Consider the following 18666-nt stretch of genomic DNA (forward strand, 5'->3'; position numbering starts at 1 on the left):
CGGAGCGGATGATGGAAACGACGACGATCCTGCGCGGCCTGGCCGTGCTGCTGCTGGGCCTGGCCGGCGCCTGCGCGGACGCGGCGCCGCGCGAACCGAACGTGGTGGTGGTGACGCTGGACGGCGTGCGCGTGCAGGAGATCTTCGGCGGCATGGACGCGGAGATCGCGCGCGCGGCCGGCGAAGAGGGCGAGGACGCCGGCCAGTTCGATCGCTACCGCGGCGACAGCGCCGCGCAGCGGCGCGAGCGGCTGATGCCTTTCTTCTGGGGCACGCTGATGCGCGAGCACGGCTGGATCGCCGGCAACGCCGCGCTGGGCAGCCGCGTGCAGCTCGGCAACCGCATGCGCTTCTCCTATCCCGGCTACGCCGAACTGCTGACCGGCGTGCCGCGCGACGACAGCGTCACCAGCAACGCCGCCATCCAGAGCCCGTATCCGACGGTGCTGGAGTTCGTGCGCGAACAGCTGCGCCTGCCGCGCGCCAGGGTCGCCGCGTTCGGCTCGTGGGACCGCTTCATCGGCATACCCGAACACACGCGCGGCAGCATCACCGTCAACGCCGGCTTCATGCCGTTCGTTGACAGCGACCCGGGCATCCAGCGGCTCGACGCGATCCAGGCGCAGGCGCGCACCTGGCGCCACGAGCGCTTCGATGCCTTCACCGCCGCGTTCGCGCTGCGCTACCTGGAACGCGAGCGCCCGCGCCTGCTCTACGTGGGCCTGGGCGATACCGACGAATGGGCGCACGCCGGCCGCTACATCGACACGCTCGAAGGCCTGGCGCTGGCCGACCGCTTCCTGCAGGCGCTGTGGCAGTGGCTGCAGTCGCAGCCGGACTACCGCGACAACACCGTGCTGGTGATCGCCACCGACCACGGCCGCGGCCGCACCGTGCGCGACTGGAGCGACCATGGGCCGCGGGTGGAAGGCGCGCAGGACGTGTGGCTGGCGATGGCCGGCCCTGGCCAGGCGCGGCGCGGCGAACTGCGGCAGGCGCCGGAACTGCGCCAGGGACAGATCGCCGCCAGCATCGCCGCGCTGTTCGGCCTGGACTTCCGCCGCATGGAACCGAAGGCCGGCGCGCCGGTGCAGGAAACGCTGCGCAGGCCCTGAGCGGCGCGCGCGCTGGCCTATACTTCCCGCATGTCCCCGTCTAGGAAGTCGTAACGGATGCGGAGCCCGCGCGTGCCAGTGAAGAGCATCCAGAACCGTCGCCTCTACCAGCAGATCGCCGACCAGCTGCGCGGCATGATCAACCGTGGCGAATACCCGCCGGGCAGCTACCTGCCGCCCGAACGCGAACTGTCGCAGCAGTTCGGCGTCAGCCGCACCTCGCTGCGCGAGGCGCTGATCGCGCTGGAAGTGCTGGGCCTGGTGCGCGTGCGCGTGGGCGATGGGGTGAGCGTGGTGGGGCCGGAGCCGAGCGAGGCGACGCCCAGCGTCGGCGCGCTGGACCGCGCGCGCCAGCTCAACCCGTGGACGCTGGATCCGGAACTGGGCGTGGTGGCCGATTTCGACGCCGAGATCCCGCCGTTCTCGCTGCTGAGCGCACGCCGCCTGGTGGAACCGGAAGCGGCGGCGCTGGCCGCGGAGAACGCCTCCGACGAAGAGATCGCCGGCATCGAGGACGCGCTGCAGCGGAACATCGCCGACAACCTGCATGGTTCCACCACGCACCCGGGCGACCGCCTGCTGCACGTACGCATCGCCGACGCCAGCGGCAACCCGGCCTATTCGCTGCTGATCCGCCACCTGCTCGGGCACCGCTACGGCGCCATGTTCCAGCGCCTGCAGCATCTCTACACGCCGCACGACATGCCGCACCGCTCGGAGAACGAGCACCAGGCCATCGTCGACGCGATCCGCGCGCGCGACGCGGCGGCCGCGCGCAAGGCCATGCGCGTGCACCTGGATTCGGTGATCCGCATCTTCTCGCGCGGCAAGGCCTGACGGAGCGTTCACCGGCAGCGTCCGTCCGCGGACGGCGCGCGCCGCACCGCGTGCGCGCTCACGCCCGCGGCCGCGCGTACAGCCCGTAACCGGCAACCACCGCGAAGCACAGCGCCGGCACCCAGAACGCGCTCTCGATGCCGCGCGCATCGGCGATGCGGCCCATGAACCACGGCACGATGGCGCCGCCGACGATGGCCATGATGATGAAGCTGGCGCCGCGCTTGGTCTGCGCGCCCAGCCCCTTCACGCCCAGCGCGAAGATGGTGGGGAACATCATCGACATGAAGAAGAACAGCGCGATCAGCGCGGCCACCGACAGCTTGCCCAGGCCGGCCACGACCACGCCGCACAGCACGATGCTGATCACCGCGTACACGGTGAGCAGCCGCGCCGGCGCCACCGCGCCCATCAGCGCGGTGGTCAGGAAGCGCCCGGCCAGGAAGCAGCCCAGCGCCACGGCGAGCAGGTAGGCGGCGCGCTCGGACGACAGCCCCGCCACGTGGTCGACCGCGTAGTTGATGAAAAACGCGCCCACGCCCACCTGCGCGGCGACGTAGAAGAACTGCGCCACCACCGCCAATACGAAATGGCGCTGCGCCAGCAGCGGCACGTGGCTGGCCGACGCGGCGGCGGCGTCCGCCTCGCCGGCCGCCTCCGGCATGCGCGTGCGCCACACCAGCACCGCGATGGCGATGACCACGATGGCGGTGGCGACGTAGATCAGCTGCACGCCGTGGCTGCCGGAAATGCCCCACGTCGAGGCGCCGAAGAACAGCTTGCCGCCGATGAAGGGCGCGATGAAGGTGCCCAGGCCGTTGAACGACTGCGCCAGGTTGAGCCGGCGTTCCGAACTCTCCGCCGGGCCGAGCACGGTCGCATAGGGATTGGCCGCGGTTTCCAGGCAGGCAAGCCCGCAGGCGATCACGAACAGGGCGAACAGGAAGTACTCGAACACGCCGGCGGCAGTGGCCGGGATGAACAGCAGCGCGCCGGCCGCGAACAGCCCCAGCCCGAGCAGGATGCCGGTCTTGTAGCCGTGGCGCTCCATCAGCCGCGCGGCCGGCAGCGCCATCAGGAAATAGGCGCCGAAATAGGCGGCCTGCAGCAGCGCCGAGCGCGCGCGGGTGATGTCCAGCGCTTCCTGGAAATGCTTGTTGAGCACGTCCAGCAGGCCGTAGGAAAACCCCCACAGGAAGAACAGGCTGGTGACCAGCACGAAGGCCAGGCGGTAGCGGCGTGCACCGGCGTCTTGCGGGATCGGGGCGGCGGTGCCGGGCAGTGCGGGCATGGCGGTGGCTCCTGCGGGTCGGGGTCAGTCGGCGTCGGTAAGGCGGAACAGGCACTGCAGCGGCGTCCACTTGGCGCCGGCCGGCGTCCACGGCGTGGCCGCCTGGAATGTCCACATCAGTTCTTCCCAGGCCTGCAGGCGCGGGTCGCCGGCTTCGGCCGCGGCCATGCGCGCGGCGTCGAACACGGCATCGTCGGTATCCATCACCATCACCATGCGCGTGCCCAGGCGGAAGATTTCCAGTTCGCGCACGCCGTGCCCGCGCAGGTGCGCCAGCACCTCCGGCCACACCGCGCGGTGGTGCGCCTCGTACCGCGCGATCAGCGCCGGGTCGTCCTTCAGGTCGAGTGCGAGGCAGTGGCGCATGGGCGGGTTCCTCAGGTCAGCGCGCGGTCGAGGTGGGTGTAGCCGCCGTCCACGAACAGCCATTGCCCGGTGACGTGCGAGGCGCGCGCCGAGAGCAGGAACAGCACGGTGTCGGCGATCTCGTCGTCGCGGGTCATGCGCCGCTCCAGCGGGATGCGGCGGGTGATGTCGGCGAGCCTGGCGTCGGGATCGTCGAAGCCGGCGATCCAGGCGCGGTACAGCGGCGTCATCACCTCGGCGGGCACCACCGCGTTCACGCGCACGCCGTCGCCGGCCAGCGACGCGGCCCATTCGCGGGTCAGCGACAGCTGCGCGCCCTTGGACGCGCAGTAGCCGCTGGTATTGCCCTGGCCGGTGAGCGCGGTCTTGGACGAGATGTTGACGATGGCGCCGCGCGCGGCCTTCAGCGCGTCCACGCACAGGTGTGCCATCACGTAGTAGTGGATCAGGTTGCGTTCCAGCGAGGCGACGAAGGCCGCGCGCCCCGCGTCCAGGCCAACGCCGTCGTTGACCCCGGCGTTGTTGACCAGGCCGTGCAGCGCGCCGAACTCGGCCAGTACCTCGCGCACCGCCGCCGCGCAGGCGTCGCTGTCGGCCAGTTCCAGCGGGAAGAACCGCGCGCGCGGCTGCAGCGCCTGCAGCTGTCGCGCGAAGCCGGCTTCCGGCGCGCCGCGCGCCAGCACCACCGGGATGGCGCCTTCGGCGGCCAGCGCCAGCGAGATCGCGCCGCCGATGCCGGCGTCGCCGCCGGTCACGATCACCACCTTGTCGCGCAGTTGCAGGTCCATCAGTTGTCCACCTTGGAATGCACGCCGTAGCAGCGTGCGGCATTGTCGCCCCACAGTCGCGCCTGCTCGTCGCTGGAAAGGCGCACCGCCCAGTCGCGCACCAGCGCGGTGACGGCGGCATGGTCGGCGCGCAGCAGGCACACCGGCCAGTCCGAACCGAACAGCAGCCGGTCCGCGCCGAAGGCGTCCAGCGCCGCGTCGAGGTGGCGATGGATCGCATCGGCATCCAGCCGCGCGCCGGCCACTTCGGTGACCAGGCCGGACACCTTGCACAGCACGTGCGGCAGCGCGGCCACCTCGCGCAGGTGGCGCCGCCATTGGTCCTCGCCGTCGCCGCCGATGGCCGGCTTGCCGAGGTGGTCGAGCACCAGCCAGTGGCGGTCGTGGCGCGCGCAGAACGCGGCCACCGGCGCCAGCTGCGCCGGGCCGCGCACCAGGATGTCGTAGACAAGCGCCCGTTCCTGCAGCGCGCGCAGGCCACGGGCGAAACGCGCGTCGGCCAGGGTCGCGGCCACGTCGGCGTCGTCCTGCAGCAGGTGGCGCACGCCGGCGAAACGCGGCTGGCTGCGCCAGTACGCCAGCCGCTCGCCGGCATCGGCGGCGAACAGATCGACCCAGCCGACCACCGCGGCGATGCGCGGGTACCGCTGCGCCAGTTCCAGCAGGAAGACGTTTTCGGCCTCGCTGGCGCGCGCCTGCACGGCGATGCAGGCGTCCAGGCCGGCGGCGTCGAGCAGCGGCAGTACCTCGTCCGGCAGGCGGTCGCGGCGCAGCGTGTCCATGCCGGCGCCCATCCACGGATAGTCCTGCGCGCTGTAGCGCCAGAAGTGCTGGTGGGCGTCGATGCGCAGGCTCATGGCGCCGCGTCCGCGCGCGGGGCGACAGTGGCCGCGTCGAAGTGCAGTTCCAGGTCCTGCGCCGGGTAGGCCGGTGCGGCCAGTTCCACGCGGATCGGGGTGGCGCCGGTTTCGGCGCCGGGCAATGCGAACGGGCCGATGGCCTGCGCGCGCAGCGTCGCGCCGTCGACCTCGCGCTGCTGCCCGCCGACGCGGATGCGGTAGCGCTGCTGCGGGGGCGCCTGCACGCCTTCGAAGCGCAGCCAGGCCGCCGCCTGCGGCGCGTGGGCGCGCAGCGCGGCCTGCAGCGATACCGTGGTGCTCTGCTGGGTGCGGTAGCCGCTTCCGAAGGCGAAGCTGGTGCCGGGCTGCCAGGCCTGCATCGGCACGGTGGCGCGGCCATCGGCCGACAGCGCCACGGTACCCGGCGGCACGATGCGCGCCGGCCCGTCCAGTTCCACGCGCAGCACCGGCAGCACCGGGTCGGGCGCCTGCGCCGGCAGTTCGATCACCACGTCGTCGCCCTGCCGGCGCCAGGCCAGTGGCGGAGCGTCGCTGCCGGCCACGCGCACCGCGCGCGGGTCGCTGGCCAGGCCATGCACCACCAGGTCGCCGCCGCGCCAGTCGCGCACGAACAGATGCAGCCCGCCGGCATCGGCCAGGGTGCTGCCCCACGGCTGCGGCGGCAGGCCGCTGGGGCGTGCGTCCAGCGCGGCATTGCCCTGGCGCTGCAGCCACTGGCCCAGGCCGCGCAGCACGTCGGCCTCGAACGGCACAATGGCGCCGCTGCCCTCCGGGCCGATGTTGAGCAGGTAGTTGCCGCCGGCCGCGCGCGCCTGCGCCAGGCCGTTGGCCAGTTCGCGCAGCTTGCCGGGCAGGTCGTCGCGCGCCTGCCAGCGGCGGTAGCCCCAGGTGGCGTGGTAGATCGAGGCGGGCACCTCGAACGGCGGCTGCATGCCCGGCGGCGGCGCTTCGTTGTCGCCCAGGGTCACGAAGTCACCGGCGTTGTTCCAGATGCGGCCGTTGATCGCCGCGTCCGGCTGCAGCCGGCGCACGATGGCCGCGAAGCGCCGGCTCTGCGCGGCGGTGGGCGCGGCCATGTCGAACCACACCTCGGTGATCGGCCCGTAGTTCGTCATCAGCTCGGTGAGCTGCTGTTCGATCAGCGGCTCCATCGCCGCCGGGATCGGGTTGCTGTTGTTCTGCACCTCGGTCTCGTGGCCGGCGTGCCAGTCCACCAGCGAGAAGTACACGCCGAAGCCGACGCCGAGCTTGCGGCAGGCGCTGGACAGCAGCTTCAGCGGGTCGCGGCCGAACGGCGTGCGCTTGACGATGGTGTAGTCGGTGCTCGCCGTGTCGAACATGGCGAAGCCGTCGTGGTGCTTGCTGGTGACGACGATGTAGCGCGCGCCGGCATCGCGGGCCAGCGCGCAGATCGCGTCGGCGTCGAAGGCCGGCGCGGCGAAACGCGTGGCGACCGCCGCGTAGTCGGCCGGCGCGATCTTGGCCCAGCCCTGGATCTGTTCCGAATAACCCTGCGTGACCGGCCTGCCCTGCCATTCACCACCGAGTTCGGAGTACAGGCCCCAGTGCACGAACATGCCGTAACCCAGCGCCTGCCAGCGCGCCAGCCGCGCCTGTCCGGCGCTGTCGGCGGCCGCCCCGGTGGCGTCTGCCGCCGCGGCGCCGCCGGCAACCGGCGGTGCGGGAGGGACGCGCTGGCAACCGCCGCCGGCCAGCAGCACCGCGCCGAGCAGCGCGGCCAGGGCCGCGGGGCGGAGGCGGGCGTGGGTCACGCGGTACCGCCGCGGTGGGCGCTGCCGTCCGGGTAGCGGTATTGCCGGCGGCTGTCGGCCTTCATCGTGATCGAGAAGCCCGGCGCGGCGGGCGGCAGGTAGGCGGCGTCGCGGATCGTGCATGGGTCCAGGAAGTGCTCGTGCAGGTGGTCCACGTATTCCACCACGCGGCCCTCGCGGGTGCCGGCGATGCACACGTAGTCGATCATCGCCAGGTGCTGCACGTATTCGCACAGGCCCACGCCGCCGGCGTGCGGGCATACCGGCAGGCCGTACTTGGCGGCCAGCAGCAGGATCGCCAGCACCTCGTTGACGCCGCCGACGCGGCAGGCGTCGATCTGCACCACGTCGATGGCGCCGCCGGCGATGAACTGCTTGAACATCACCCGGTTCTGGCACATCTCGCCGGTGGCGACCTGCACCGGCGCCACGCCCTGGCGGATGGCGCGGTGCCCGGCCACGTCGTCGGGGCTGGTGGGTTCCTCGATGAACCACGGCTGCGCGAACGCCAGCTCGCGCACCCAGTCGATGGCCTGGCCCACGTCCCAGATCTGGTTGGCGTCGATCATCAGCCGGCGCTGCGGGCCGAGCACCTCGCGGGCGATGCGCACGCGGCGGATGTCGTCCTGCAGGTCGCGGCCGACCTTGAGCTTCACATGGTCGAACCCGGCGTCCACCGCTTCCTGGCACAGTCGGCGCAGCTTGTCGTCCGGGTAGCCGAGCCAGCCGGCGGAGGTGGTGTAGCAGGGGTAGCCCTCGCGCTCGAGGGTGGCGATGCGCCCGGCCTTGCCGGCCTGGCGCCCGCGCAGCAGGGCCAGCGCCTCGTCGGGGGTGATCGCGTCGGTGAGATAGCGAAAGTCCACGCAGCGCACCAGTTCTTCCGGCGTCATCTCCGCCACCAGCCGCCACACCGGCTTGCCCTCGGCCTTGGCCCACAGGTCCCACACGGCGTTGACCACCGCGCCGGTGGCCAGGTGCATGGCGCCCTTGTCCGGGCCGATCCAGCGCAGCTGGCTGTCGGAGGTGACGTGGCGCCAGAAGCGGCCCATGTCCGCGGCGATCCAGTCCAGCCGCAGGCCGACGACCAGGTGCCGCAGCGCCTCGATCGCCGCGCAGCACACCTCGTTGCCGCGGCCGATGGTGAAGGTCAGGCCGTGGCCTTCCAGCCCCGGCCGGCTGGTTTCCAGCACCACGTAGGCGGCCGAATAGTCCGGGTCCGGGTTCATCGCGTCCGAGCCGTCGAGCTGGCGCGAGGTGGGGAAGCGGAGGTCCTCGACCCGCAGGCCGGTGATGCGCACGCCGTCGGCGGCTGCGTTCATGCCTGCACCACCTTCTGCCGCTGTTCGCCCAGCCCGGTGATGCCCAGGCGCATGACCTGGCCGGCGCGCAGGTAGACCGGCGGCTTCTGCCCAAGGCCCACGCCCGGCGGCGTGCCGGTGGAGATCACGTCGCCCGGCTGCAGGCTCATGAAGCGGCTCAGGTAACTCACCAGGAACGGGACGGCGAACACCATGGTGCGGGTGTTGCCGTCCTGGTAGCGGTGGCCGTCCACTTCCAGCCACAGGTCCAGCGCCTGCGGGTCGGGGACCTCGTCGGCGGTGACCAGCCACGGCCCGAGCGGGCCGAAGCTGTCGCAGCCCTTGCCCTTGTCCCAGGTGCCGGTGCCCTCGAGCTGGAACTCGCGCTCGGAGACGTCGTTGACCACGCAGTAGCCGGCCACGTGGTCCATGGCGTCGGCCTCGGCGATGTAGCGCCCGCCGCGGCCGATCACCACGCCCAACTCCACTTCCCAGTCGGTCTTGCGCGAGCCGCGCGGGATCTGCACGTCGTCGTGCGGGCCGCAGATGGCGCTGGTCCACTTGTTGAACACCACCGGCTCGGCCGGCACCTGCGCGCCGGTCTCGGCGGCGTGGTCGGAATAGTTCAGGCCGATGCATACGAACTTGCCGACCCGGCCCACGCAGGGGCCGATGCGCGGCGTGCCCGGCACCAGCGGCAGGGCCGCCGGGTCCAGCGCACGCAGGCGCTGCAGGCCTTCGGGGGTGAGCGTGTCGCCGGCGATGTCGGCCACCACCGCAGACAGGTCGCGCAGCTGTCCCGCGTCGTCCAGCAGTCCCGGCTTTTCCGCGCCGTGCGGGCCGTAGCGCAGCAGTTTCATGGTGTGTTCCTTGATCCTTGGGGGAGGTCAGTTGATCCAGCCGCCATCGATGACGTGGATGGCGCCGGTGGTGAAGGCCGATTCGTCGCTGGCCAGGTGCACCGCCAGCGCGGCGATTTCCTCGGGGCGGCCGAGCCGGCCCATCGGCTGGCGGCCGACGAACGCGGCCTGCACCGCCTCGACGCTGCTGCCCTGCTGGCGCGCCTGTTCGGCGATGCGTGCCTCCAGCGACGGCGAGCCCACCGTGCCGGGGCAGATCGCGTTGCAGCGGATGCCCTGGCCGACATGGTCGGCGGCCACCGCCTTGCTCAGGCCGATCACCGCGGCCTTGGTGGTGCCGTAGATGAAGCGGTTGGGCACGCCCTTGATGCTGGACGCCACCGAGGCGACGTTGATGATCGAGCCGCTGCCGCGCGCCAGCATGCCCGGCAGCAGGGCGCGGATCAGGTGGAACATCGAGCCGACGTTGAGCTGCCAGGCCAGCTCCCATTCCTGCTCGCTGGCCTCCAGGATGCTGCCGCTGTGCACGTAGCCGGCGCAGTTGAACAGCACGTCCACGGCGTCGTCGCCGCTGTGGCGGGCGGCCAGCGCGGCGATGGCGGCGCGGTCGGTCACGTCCAGGTGCAGGGGGGTGAGCGCCCCGCCGGCCTCCTCGCGCAGGCGCTGCAGGGCGTCCGGGTTGATGTCGGCGGCGATGACCCGCGCGCCTTCGCGGACGAAGGCCAGCGCGGTGGCGCGGCCGATGCCCTGCGCGGCGGCGGTGACCAGGGCGTGTTTGCCTTGCAGGCGCATTGGTTGGACTCCTGGGGAGATTGGTACAGCGGTTGGACCAATGCTATCGTGCCTCGGGTCTGTTGCAAACGGGGTGCGGGGATGGCGCGGGGTTCGACAGGAATGCGGGAGACGATGCGGGGGGTGGCCGGGCTGGCCCTGGCGCTGCTGCTGGCCGGCTGTAGCGGAAGCGGCGGCGAGGCCGCGCCGGTGGCGCCGGCCGAGGCGTTCGCCGCCGGTAGCCCGCCGCCGCTGATCCCGCAGCCCCTGCGGGTGGAGCCGGCGCAGGGCCGCTTCGTGCTGACCGCCGATACCCGCGTGGTCGCCGCGCCCGGCGATGCCGCCGCCCGCGACGCCGCCGCACGCTTCGTCGAGCTGGTGCACGAAAGCACCGGCGCCACCCTGGTGCTCGGCGACGCCGCCGGCGCCGGCGCGATCGTCTTCGTGACCGATCCGCAGGCAGGCGCCGCCGCCGAAGGCTATGCGCTGGACGTCGGCGACGCCGGCGTCCGCGTGGCCGCCGGCGACGCGGCCGGCCTGTTCTACGGCGGCGTCAGCCTGTGGCAGCTGCTGGGCAATGCCGAAGCGCTGCCGGTGGCCGTGCCGGCGCTGCGCATCGCCGACGCGCCGCGCTTCCGCTGGCGCGGCTTCATGCTCGATTCGGCCCGCCACCTGCAGAGCGTGGAGCAGATCAAGCGCCTGCTGGACCAGATGGCGCGGCACAAGCTCAACACCTTCCACTGGCACCTCACCGACGACCAAGGCTGGCGGCTGGAGATCCGGCGCTACCCCAAGCTCACCGAAGTCGGCGCGTGGCGCGTGCCCGCGGGCAAGGCCGGCGTGGGCGCCGACGGGAAGCCGGTGCGCTACGGCGGCTTCTACACCCAGGCGCAGGCGCGCGAGATCGTGGAGTACGCGCGCCGGCTGCACATCACCGTGGTGCCGGAGATCGAAATGCCGGGCCACGCGCAGGCGGCCATCGCCGCCTATCCCGAACTGGGCGCCAGCGGCCAGGCGCCGCCGGTGTCGCCGGACTGGGGCGTGCACACCTGGCTGTACGGCGTGGACGAGCCGACCTTCGCCTTCCTGGAGAACGTGCTGACCGAGGTGATGGAGATCTTTCCCGGCACCTACATTCATATCGGCGGCGACGAGGCCGACAAGTACCAGTGGCGTACCTCGCCGCAGGTGCAGGCCCGGCGCGGGGCGCTGGGGCTGAAGGACGACATGGCCCTGCAGAGCTGGTTCATCAAGCGCATCGAGCGCTTCCTGGTGGCCCACGACCGGCGCCTGGTCGGCTGGGACGAGATCCTCGAGGGCGGCCTGCCGCCGGAAGCCACCGTCATGTCCTGGCGCGGCATGCAGGGCGCGGTGGAAGCGGCGCGGCAGGGCCACGACGTGGTGCTCAGCCCCAGCGACATCACCTACATCAACCGCATGCAGTCGCTGGCGGCCGACGAACCGCCGGGCCACGACAGTCCGATCCCGCTGGAGAAGATCTACGCCTTCGAGCCGGTGCCGCCGGAACTGGACGCGGCGCAGGCGCGGCATGTGCTCGGCACCCAGGCCAACCTGTGGACCGAGCACGTGCGCACCGGGCCGCGCGTGGAGCACATGGCCTTCCCGCGGCTGTCGGCATTGGCCGAGGTGGCATGGTCGCCGCGCGAAGCGCGCGACTGGAACGGCTTCCTGCACCGGCTGGCGCCGCAGATGCGCCGCTTCCAGCGCGCCGGCATCGGCGCCGCCGACAGCGCCTTCGCCGCGCGCATCGAGGCACAGCCGCAGGGCGGGCAGGCGCGCGTGACCCTGTCCAGCCAGAGCGGCCTGGGGCAACTGCGCTACACCACCGACGGCAGCGCGCCCACCGCGCAGTCGCCGCGGTACGCGCAGCCGCTGGCGGTGGCGCTGCCGGCCACGGTCACCGCCAACAGCTTCCTCGACGGCCAGCCGCTGGCCGCGCCGCGCGCGCTGCGCGTGGATGCGCTGGCGCTGCGCACGCGCCAGGCCGAACAGCTGGCGCCGTGCGGCAAGAGCGACTTCGTTCTGCGCCTGGAAGACGACGAACCGCTGGCCGGCGAACGCGCCGTAGTGCCGGTCAACATCGGCGCGCCCTGCTGGAGGTGGCCGGCGGCAACGCTGGACGGCATCGCCGTGCTGCGCGCGCAGGCGCTGGACCTGCCCTTCAACTTCCAGTTCGGCGGCGACTCGGTCGGCGCCACGCCGCCGCCGGCCACGCCGGTACGGCTGGAAGTCCGCCGCGATGGCTGCGACGGCCCGCTGCTGGGCAGCGCCGGCGTCGCCACGCAGGCGCGTGCGGTCAAACAGATCGACGTGGCCCTGCCCGCCGGCGCCGGCAGCCACGACCTGTGCCTGCGCTTCAGCGGCAGCCACCGCCGCGTGCTGTGGGCCATCGACAGCGTGCAGCTGCTGACCGGCGAGGAAGCGCGCTGATGCGCGCCGTGGCAATGCTTCTGGCGGCGTTGCCGGCGGCGGGCGCGGTCACCGCCGGCCAGCCGCCGGTCGCCTTCGCGCCGACGCCGGCGATCTACCACGACGGCTGGATCGACCTGGACAAGAATGGCCGCAAGGACGTCTACGAGGACCGCGCCGCGCCGGTCGACGCGCGCGTCGAGGACCTGCTGGCGCGCATGACGGTGGACGAGAAGACCGCGCAGATGGCCACGCTCTACGGCTACGGCCGGGTGCTGGAGGACCCGCTGCCGACGCGGCGCTGGAAGCAGGCGCTGTGGAAGGACGGCATCGGCAACATCGACGAGATGCACAACGGCTGGGACAAGGGCGGCAGGACGCCGTACTCCACCGACATCGGGCAGCACACCTGGGCGATGAACGAGGTGCAGCGTTTCTTCATCGAGCAGACGCGGCTGGGCATCCCGGTGGATTTCAGCAACGAGGGCATCCGCGGCATCGAGGCCCATCGCGCCACCAGCTTCCCCGCGCAGATCGGCATCGGCCACACCTGGGACCGGGCGCTGGTGCGGCAGATGGGCCGCATCACCGGGCTTGAGGCGCGCGCGCTGGGCTATACCAATGTCTACGCGCCGATCCTGGACGTGGCCCGCGACCAGCGCTGGGGGCGCATGGAGGAGGTCTACGGCGAGGACCCGTACCTGGTCTCGCGGCTGGGCGTGGAAATGGTGAAGGGCCTGCAGCAGGACCACACCGTGGCCGCGACCGCCAAGCACTTCGTGGTCTACAGCGCCAACAAGGGCGCGCGCGAGTTCATGGCGCGCACCGATCCGCAGGTGGCGCCGCGCGAGGTCGAGGACGTGCACGTGGCGCCGTTCGCCGCGGCCATCCGCGAGGCCGGCCTGCTCGGCGTGATGAGTTCGTACAACGACTACGACGGCGTGCCGATCAGTGGCAGCCACTACTGGCTCACCGAACGCCTGCGCGACGAGTTCGGCTTCCGCGGCTACGTGGTCTCCGACAGCGAGGCGGTGGAATACCTGCACAGCAAGCATGCGGTGGCCGCCGACCAGAAGGACGCGGCGCGGCAGGCGGCCGAGGCCGGGCTGAACATCCGCACCAACTTCACCCCGCCGGAGGACTACGTGCTGCCGCTGCGCGCGGCGGTGCGCGACGGCACGCTGGCGATGCCGGTGCTGGACCAGCGCGTACGCGAGATCCTGCGGGTCAAGTTCCTGCTCGGCCTGTTCGACCGTCCCTATATCGAAAGCGCCGACGCCGCGCTGCGGCTGGTCAATTCGCCAGAACACCGCGCGGTGGCCTTGCAGGCATCACGCGAAAGCCTGGTCCTGCTGAAAAACAGTGATGCTGCATTGCCGCTGCGCAAAGACCTGAAAAGCATTGCGGTGATCGGCCCCAACGCTGACGACGTGCACTACTCGCAGCGCCACTACGGCCCTTCGGGCGGCGACACCGTCACCGTGTTGGCTGGCATCCGCGCCAAATTCGGCAACGGCATCGACATCCGCTACGCCAGGGGCGTGGAAGCGGCCGGCGCCAACTGGCCGCGCATCGAGATCCTGCCCGAGCCGCTGAGCGTCGCCGAACAGGCGGGCATCGACGCGGCGGTACGCGCGGCGACCGGCGCCGACGTGGCCATCGTCGTGCTCGGCGATGGCGCCAACACCGTGGGCGAGAGCAAGTCGCGCACCAGCCTGGACCTGCCCGGGCGCCAGCTGGAACTGCTGCAGGCCGTGCACGCCACCGGCACGCCGGTGGTGCTGGTGCTGATCAACGGCCGGCCGATCAGCATCAACTGGGCCGACGCGCACGTGCCGGCGATCCTGGAAGCCTGGTTCCCCGGCGACCAGGGCGGCACCGCGGTGGCCGATGCGCTGTTCGGCGACTACAACCCCGGCGGCAAGCTCACCGTCACCTTCCCGCGCAGCGCCGGCCAGCTGCCCTACAACTTCCCGACCAAGCCCAACGCGCAGTCGGAACTGGAGAAGTCGCGGGTCAACGGCGCGCTGTACTACTTCGGCCATGGCCTGAGCTATACGAGTTTCGCCTACGACAACCTGCGCATCGAACCGCGGCAGGTGGCGCCCGGCGGCAGCGTCACCGTCAGCGTGGACGTGCGCAACAGCGGCGCGCGCGCCGGCGAGGAAGTGGTGCAGCTCTACACCCGCGACCTGGTCGGCTCGGTGACCACCTACGAGAAGAACCTGCGCGGCTTCGAGCGCATCGCCCTGCAGCCGGGGCAGACCCGCACCGTCACCTTCACCCTGGCGCCGGAGGCGCTGGCGCTGTGGAACCGGCAGATGCAGCGCGTGGTCGAGCCGGGCATGTTCCGGGTGATGCTGGGCGGCGGTTCGGAGGACATCCGCCAGCAGGGGGAATTCGAGGTGTTGCCGTGAGCCTGATCGAGCCCCTCTCCCTCCGGGAGAGGGGTTGGGGTGAGGATCCGGGGCGAAGCCCGCACGATGTCCGATTGGACGAGGCTCCGCCCGGACTCTCATCCTCCTTCGGGGCACCCGCTTCACGCCCCGGCCCGGCACCGAGCGCCGGGCGTTCAGGCATGTGCGAGCCGGTGGCTCGCGAGCAACACGCCTTCACCCCAGGGGAGAAGGAAATGGCTGGCATCGCTCCATGAGAGGAACGAAACAATGACGACCCTTCCCCCCCACTGGACGCGCCGCGGCTTCCTCGGCGCAGGCACCGCGGCCCTGGCCGGTGCGCTGGCGCCAGCGCCCGCCGGCGCCGCACCCGCGGCCTGCGCGCCGCCTGGTTCATCGCGGCCGCGCCCCAGCGCCGCGCAGCTGGCCTGGCAGCGCGAAGAACTGTCGATGTTCGTGCACTTTTCCATCAACACCTTCACCGGCCGCGAGTGGGGCGATGGCAGCGAGGACCCGAAGCTGTTCGCGCCGGCAGCGCTGGATGCGCGGCAGTGGGCGCGCACCGCGCGCGAGTGCGGCTTCGCCAGCATGATCCTCACCGCCAAGCACCACGACGGCTTCTGCCTGTGGCCGACGAAGACCACGGCGCATTCGGTGGCCTCCAGCCCCTGGCGCGGCGGCAAGGGCGACCTGGTGCGCGAGTTCACCGACGCCTGCCGCGCCGAAGGCCTGGGCGTGGGCTTCTACCTGTCGCCCTGGGACCGCAACGCGCCGGTCTACGGCGAGGGCCGGGCCTACGACGACTTCTACATCGAACAGCTCACCGAACTGCTGACCGGCTATGGCGCGGTGACCGAGCTGTGGTTCGACGGCGCCAACGGCGAAGGCCCCGGCGGCAGGCGCCAGCAGTACGACTGGGCGCGCATCCACCGCACCGTGCGCGCGCTGCAGCCGCAGGCGGTGATGTTCTCCGACGCCGGGCCGGACCTGCGCTGGATCGGCAACGAGAGCGGCAGCGCCGGCAGCACCTGCTGGGCCAGCGTCGATCCGGCGCGGGTGCCGCGCCCCGGCGCCGACGATCCGTGGACCGGCGAAGCGCTGCAGCAGGGCGATCCCCACGGCGCGGTGTGGCGCCCCGGCGAAACCGACGTGTCGATCCGCCCGGGCTGGTTCTGGCATGCCGAGCAGGACGCGCGGGTGCGCACGCCGCAGAACCTGCTGGGCCTGTACTTCACCTCGGTGGGCCGCAACAGCAAGCTGCTGCTGAACGTGCCGCCGACGGCGCAGGGCCTGTTCCACGACAACGACGTGCGCGCGCTGCGCGGTTTCGCGCAGCTGCGCACGGCGATGCTGGCGCGCGACCTCGCCGCCGGCGCGGCGGCCAGCGCCAGCAGCAACGGCGCCGCCGCCGCGCGCGTGACCGACGGCGACCGCGACAGCTTCTGGATGCCGGCCGCCGGCGCGCGCGACGGCTGGCTGGAACTGGCCCTGCCGGCGGACGCGGCGTTCGACGTGATCCGCCTGGAGGAAGCCATCGCCCATGGCCAGCACGTCAGCAACTACCGCATCGACGCCTGGCGCGACGGCTGCTGGCAGCCGCTGGCCTGGGGCACGACGATCGGCCACTGCAAGCTCGACCGCGTGCCGCTCACCCGCACGCCACGCCTGCGCGTGGTGATCGAGCACGCCTACGACGCGCCGCGCATCGCCCGCATCGGCCTGCACCGCAGCGCCGGTGGCGACTGGGCGCGCCCGGACCACCACGGGGACATCGACGCATGATCGACCGCCGCCAGCTCCTGCACGCCGGCATGCTCGGCCTCGCCGCGCTGTCGCTGCCGCCCATGGCCCTGGCCGCGCCGCCCGGCCGCGGCGGCACCGCCGCCTTCGGCTGGCAGGGCGAGCGCTTCCTGCTGCACGGCAAGCCGTTCGTGATCCGCGGCGGCGAGATGCATATCGGCCGCGTCCCGCGCCAGCACTGGCGCGCGCGCCTGCGCATGCTCAAGGCCATGGGTCTGAACACGGTCGGCACCTACCTGTTCTGGAACCTGCACGAGCCGCGCCCCGGACGTTTCGATTTCGAGGGCCAGAACGACATCGCCGCGTTCGTGCGCATCGCCCAGGAAGAGGGCGTGTGGGTGATCCTGCGGCCCGGTCCCTACGCCTGCGCCGAATGGGAATTCGGCGGCTTCCCGGCGTGGCTGCTGAAGGCCCCGGACCTGCGCGTGCGCACGAACGACCCGCGTTTCGTTGCCGCCGCCACCGGCTACCTGAAGGCGGTCGGCGAACAACTGGCGGCGCTGCAGATCCACCGTGGCGGACCCATCCTGATGACCCAGGTGGAGAACGAATACGGCTCCTTCGGCAGCGACCACGGCTACATGGCCAGCATCCGCGACGCGCTGCGCGCGGCCGGCTTCGACGGCCTGCTGTACACCGCCGACGGCCCCACCGAGCGCATGCTCGGCGGCGGCACCCTGCCCGACGTGCTGGCGATGGTGAACTTCGGCGACGATGCCGCCGGCAGCTTCGCCGCCTTCGCCCGGCACCGCCAGGGCGTGCCGCGCATGGCCGGCGAGTTCTACCCGGGCTGGTTCGACCACTGGGGCGACCGGCACCACACCGCCGCCGACCCGGCGCTGGTCGCGCGCAACCTGCAGTGGATGCTGGAGCGCGACATCTCCTTCAGCCTGTACATGTTCCATGGCGGCACCACCTTCGGCTTCATGAACGGCGCCAACGACAGCGCCACCGAGCCGTACCAGCCGGACACCAGCAGCTACGACTACGGTGCGCCGCTGGACGAGGCCGGGCGCCCGACGCCGGCGTTCCATGCGCTGCGCGCGCTGATCGGCCGCCACCTGCCGGCCGGCGAAACCCTGCCGGCGGTGCCGCCGTCGCCGCCGATGATCGCCATCGCGCCGGTGACGCTGGACCAATCGGCGCCGCTGCGCGCGCTGCTGGGCGAACCGGTGCGCGCGGTGCGCCCGCTGGCGATGGAGGAACTGGACCAGGCCTATGGCTTCGTCTGGTACCGCGCGCGGCTGCCCGCCGCCGGCAAGGGCGCGCTGCAGGTGGGCGACGTGCGCGACATGGCGCTGCTGTACCAGGACGGCCGCCGCCTCGGCACGCTGGACCGCCGCCGCGGCGACACCTCGGTGGAGCTGGAAGTGCAGGCCGGCGTGCCGCTGGACCTGCTGGTGGAGAACCTGGGCCGCATCAACTACGGCCCGCGCATGGTCGACGAGCGCAAGGGCCTGCTCGGCCCGGTGCGCTTCGCCGGCAAGCCGGTGCTGGACTGGGACATGCACCCGCTGCCGCTGGACGATCTGTCGGCGCTGCGCTTCACCGCCGGCGCGCAGGTGGCGCCGGCGTTCCATCGCGGCCGCTTCGTGCTGGACGCGCTGGGCGACAGTTTCATCGACATGCGCGGCTGGGGTCGCGGGCATGTGTGGATCAACGGCCACCACCTGGGCCGGTACTGGCGCATCGGCCCGCAGCAGACGCTGCTGGTGCCGGCGCAGTGGCTGCGGCGCGGGGAGAACGAGGTGGTGGTGCTGGAGCTGGAGAGCGATGCGCCGCTGTTGCGGGTGCAGGGGCTGGTGGATCCGGTGTTCGAGACGCCGGGTGCGGCGCAAGGCTGATCCGCGGTCGCCGTTGTTGCCGTTGCCGTGACTTTGCTTCTGCTCCTGGGCTTTTGATTTCCGGGTCCCCTTCCACAGCGACGGAGCCGGTGGGAATAACCCGAAGGGCGACGCGCATGGACGCGCGTCGTTTTTCGACGAGACAGGGATGTCTCGTCGAAAAATCCCGCCGGCGGAGTGGACCCACGGCACGCAGTGCCGTGGGCGCGGAGGCAGGGGCGTGTTGACCAGCCATTCG

General features: G+C 72.0%; 14 protein-coding genes. 6 read left to right on the forward strand and 8 right to left on the reverse strand.

The genetic code is table 11. The annotated features are described in order from the left end of the window. Nucleotides 1-11: 11 nt before the first annotated feature. Nucleotides 12-1115, forward strand: coding sequence for an alkaline phosphatase family protein (locus ABTV91_RS02975; RefSeq protein ID WP_433853148.1), 1104 nt, complete (start codon nt 12-14; stop codon nt 1113-1115). 72 nt (nt 1116-1187) lie between these two features. Beyond that, entirely contained in the window at nt 1188-1952 is a 765-nt protein-coding gene (locus ABTV91_RS02980) for a FadR/GntR family transcriptional regulator (RefSeq protein WP_433853149.1), read from the forward strand. Nucleotides 1953-2010: 58 nt separating this feature from the next. On the opposite strand, the gene ABTV91_RS02985 is transcribed toward ABTV91_RS02980, so the two are convergent. From ABTV91_RS02985 to ABTV91_RS03020, 8 genes are read right to left on the reverse strand one after another with little or no spacing between them, the layout of a single operon-like run. Then, a complete protein-coding gene (locus tag ABTV91_RS02985; RefSeq protein ID WP_433853150.1) occupies nt 2011-3243 on the reverse strand; it encodes a sugar MFS transporter in 1233 nt (410 codons plus the stop codon). Nucleotides 3244-3267: 24 nt separating this feature from the next. Continuing rightward, entirely contained in the window at nt 3268-3609 is a 342-nt protein-coding gene (locus ABTV91_RS02990) for an L-rhamnose mutarotase (RefSeq protein ID WP_433853151.1), read from the reverse strand. 11 nt (nt 3610-3620) lie between these two features. Beyond that, nucleotides 3621-4397, reverse strand: a complete 777-nt coding sequence (locus tag ABTV91_RS02995) for an SDR family oxidoreductase (protein ID WP_433853152.1) — start codon at nt 4395-4397, stop codon at nt 3621-3623. Further along, a complete protein-coding gene (locus ABTV91_RS03000) occupies nt 4397-5254 on the reverse strand; it encodes an amidohydrolase family protein (protein WP_433853153.1) in 858 nt (285 codons plus the stop codon). Before ABTV91_RS03000 ends, ABTV91_RS02995 begins: the two co-directional genes overlap by 1 nt. Next, a complete protein-coding gene (locus ABTV91_RS03005; protein ID WP_433853154.1) occupies nt 5251-7029 on the reverse strand; it encodes an alpha-L-fucosidase in 1779 nt (592 codons plus the stop codon). The genes ABTV91_RS03000 and ABTV91_RS03005 overlap by 4 nt, the downstream gene beginning before the upstream one ends. Beyond that, nucleotides 7026-8348 carry an L-fuconate dehydratase gene (locus ABTV91_RS03010; RefSeq protein WP_433853155.1) on the reverse strand — a complete coding sequence of 441 codons (1323 nt, stop codon included), beginning with the start codon at nt 8346-8348 and terminating at the stop codon, nt 7026-7028. Before ABTV91_RS03010 ends, ABTV91_RS03005 begins: the two co-directional genes overlap by 4 nt. After that, nucleotides 8345-9187 (reverse strand): ureidoglycolate lyase, encoded by an 843-nt coding sequence (locus ABTV91_RS03015; protein ID WP_433853156.1) that lies wholly within the window; start codon nt 9185-9187, stop codon nt 8345-8347. The genes ABTV91_RS03010 and ABTV91_RS03015 overlap by 4 nt, the downstream gene beginning before the upstream one ends. 27 nt (nt 9188-9214) lie before the next feature. Further along, entirely contained in the window at nt 9215-9979 is a 765-nt protein-coding gene (locus tag ABTV91_RS03020; RefSeq protein ID WP_433853157.1) for an SDR family oxidoreductase, read from the reverse strand. Nucleotides 9980-10093: 114 nt separating this feature from the next. Here ABTV91_RS03020 and ABTV91_RS03025 point away from each other — a divergent pair, with 114 nt between their 5' ends. From ABTV91_RS03025 to ABTV91_RS03040, 4 genes are all read left to right on the forward strand, one after another. Next, nucleotides 10094-12409 carry a family 20 glycosylhydrolase gene (locus tag ABTV91_RS03025; RefSeq protein ID WP_433853158.1) on the forward strand — a complete coding sequence of 772 codons (2316 nt, stop codon included), beginning with the start codon at nt 10094-10096 and terminating at the stop codon, nt 12407-12409. Continuing rightward, on the forward strand, nt 12409-14805 hold the full coding sequence (locus ABTV91_RS03030; protein WP_433853159.1) for a glycoside hydrolase family 3 N-terminal domain-containing protein: 2397 nt from the start codon (nt 12409-12411) through the stop codon (nt 14803-14805). The genes ABTV91_RS03025 and ABTV91_RS03030 overlap by 1 nt, the downstream gene beginning before the upstream one ends. A gap of 249 nt (nt 14806-15054) precedes the next feature. Next, entirely contained in the window at nt 15055-16566 is a 1512-nt protein-coding gene (locus tag ABTV91_RS03035; RefSeq protein ID WP_433853160.1) for an alpha-L-fucosidase, read from the forward strand. After that, entirely contained in the window at nt 16563-18428 is a 1866-nt protein-coding gene (locus ABTV91_RS03040; protein ID WP_433853161.1) for a glycoside hydrolase family 35 protein, read from the forward strand. Before ABTV91_RS03035 ends, ABTV91_RS03040 begins: the two co-directional genes overlap by 4 nt. The last annotated feature ends 238 nt before the right edge of the window (nt 18429-18666 follow it).

The organism is Stenotrophomonas nitritireducens (assembly GCF_050984405.1).
Taxonomy (GTDB): Bacteria; Pseudomonadota; Gammaproteobacteria; order Xanthomonadales; family Xanthomonadaceae; genus Stenotrophomonas; species Stenotrophomonas nitritireducens_B.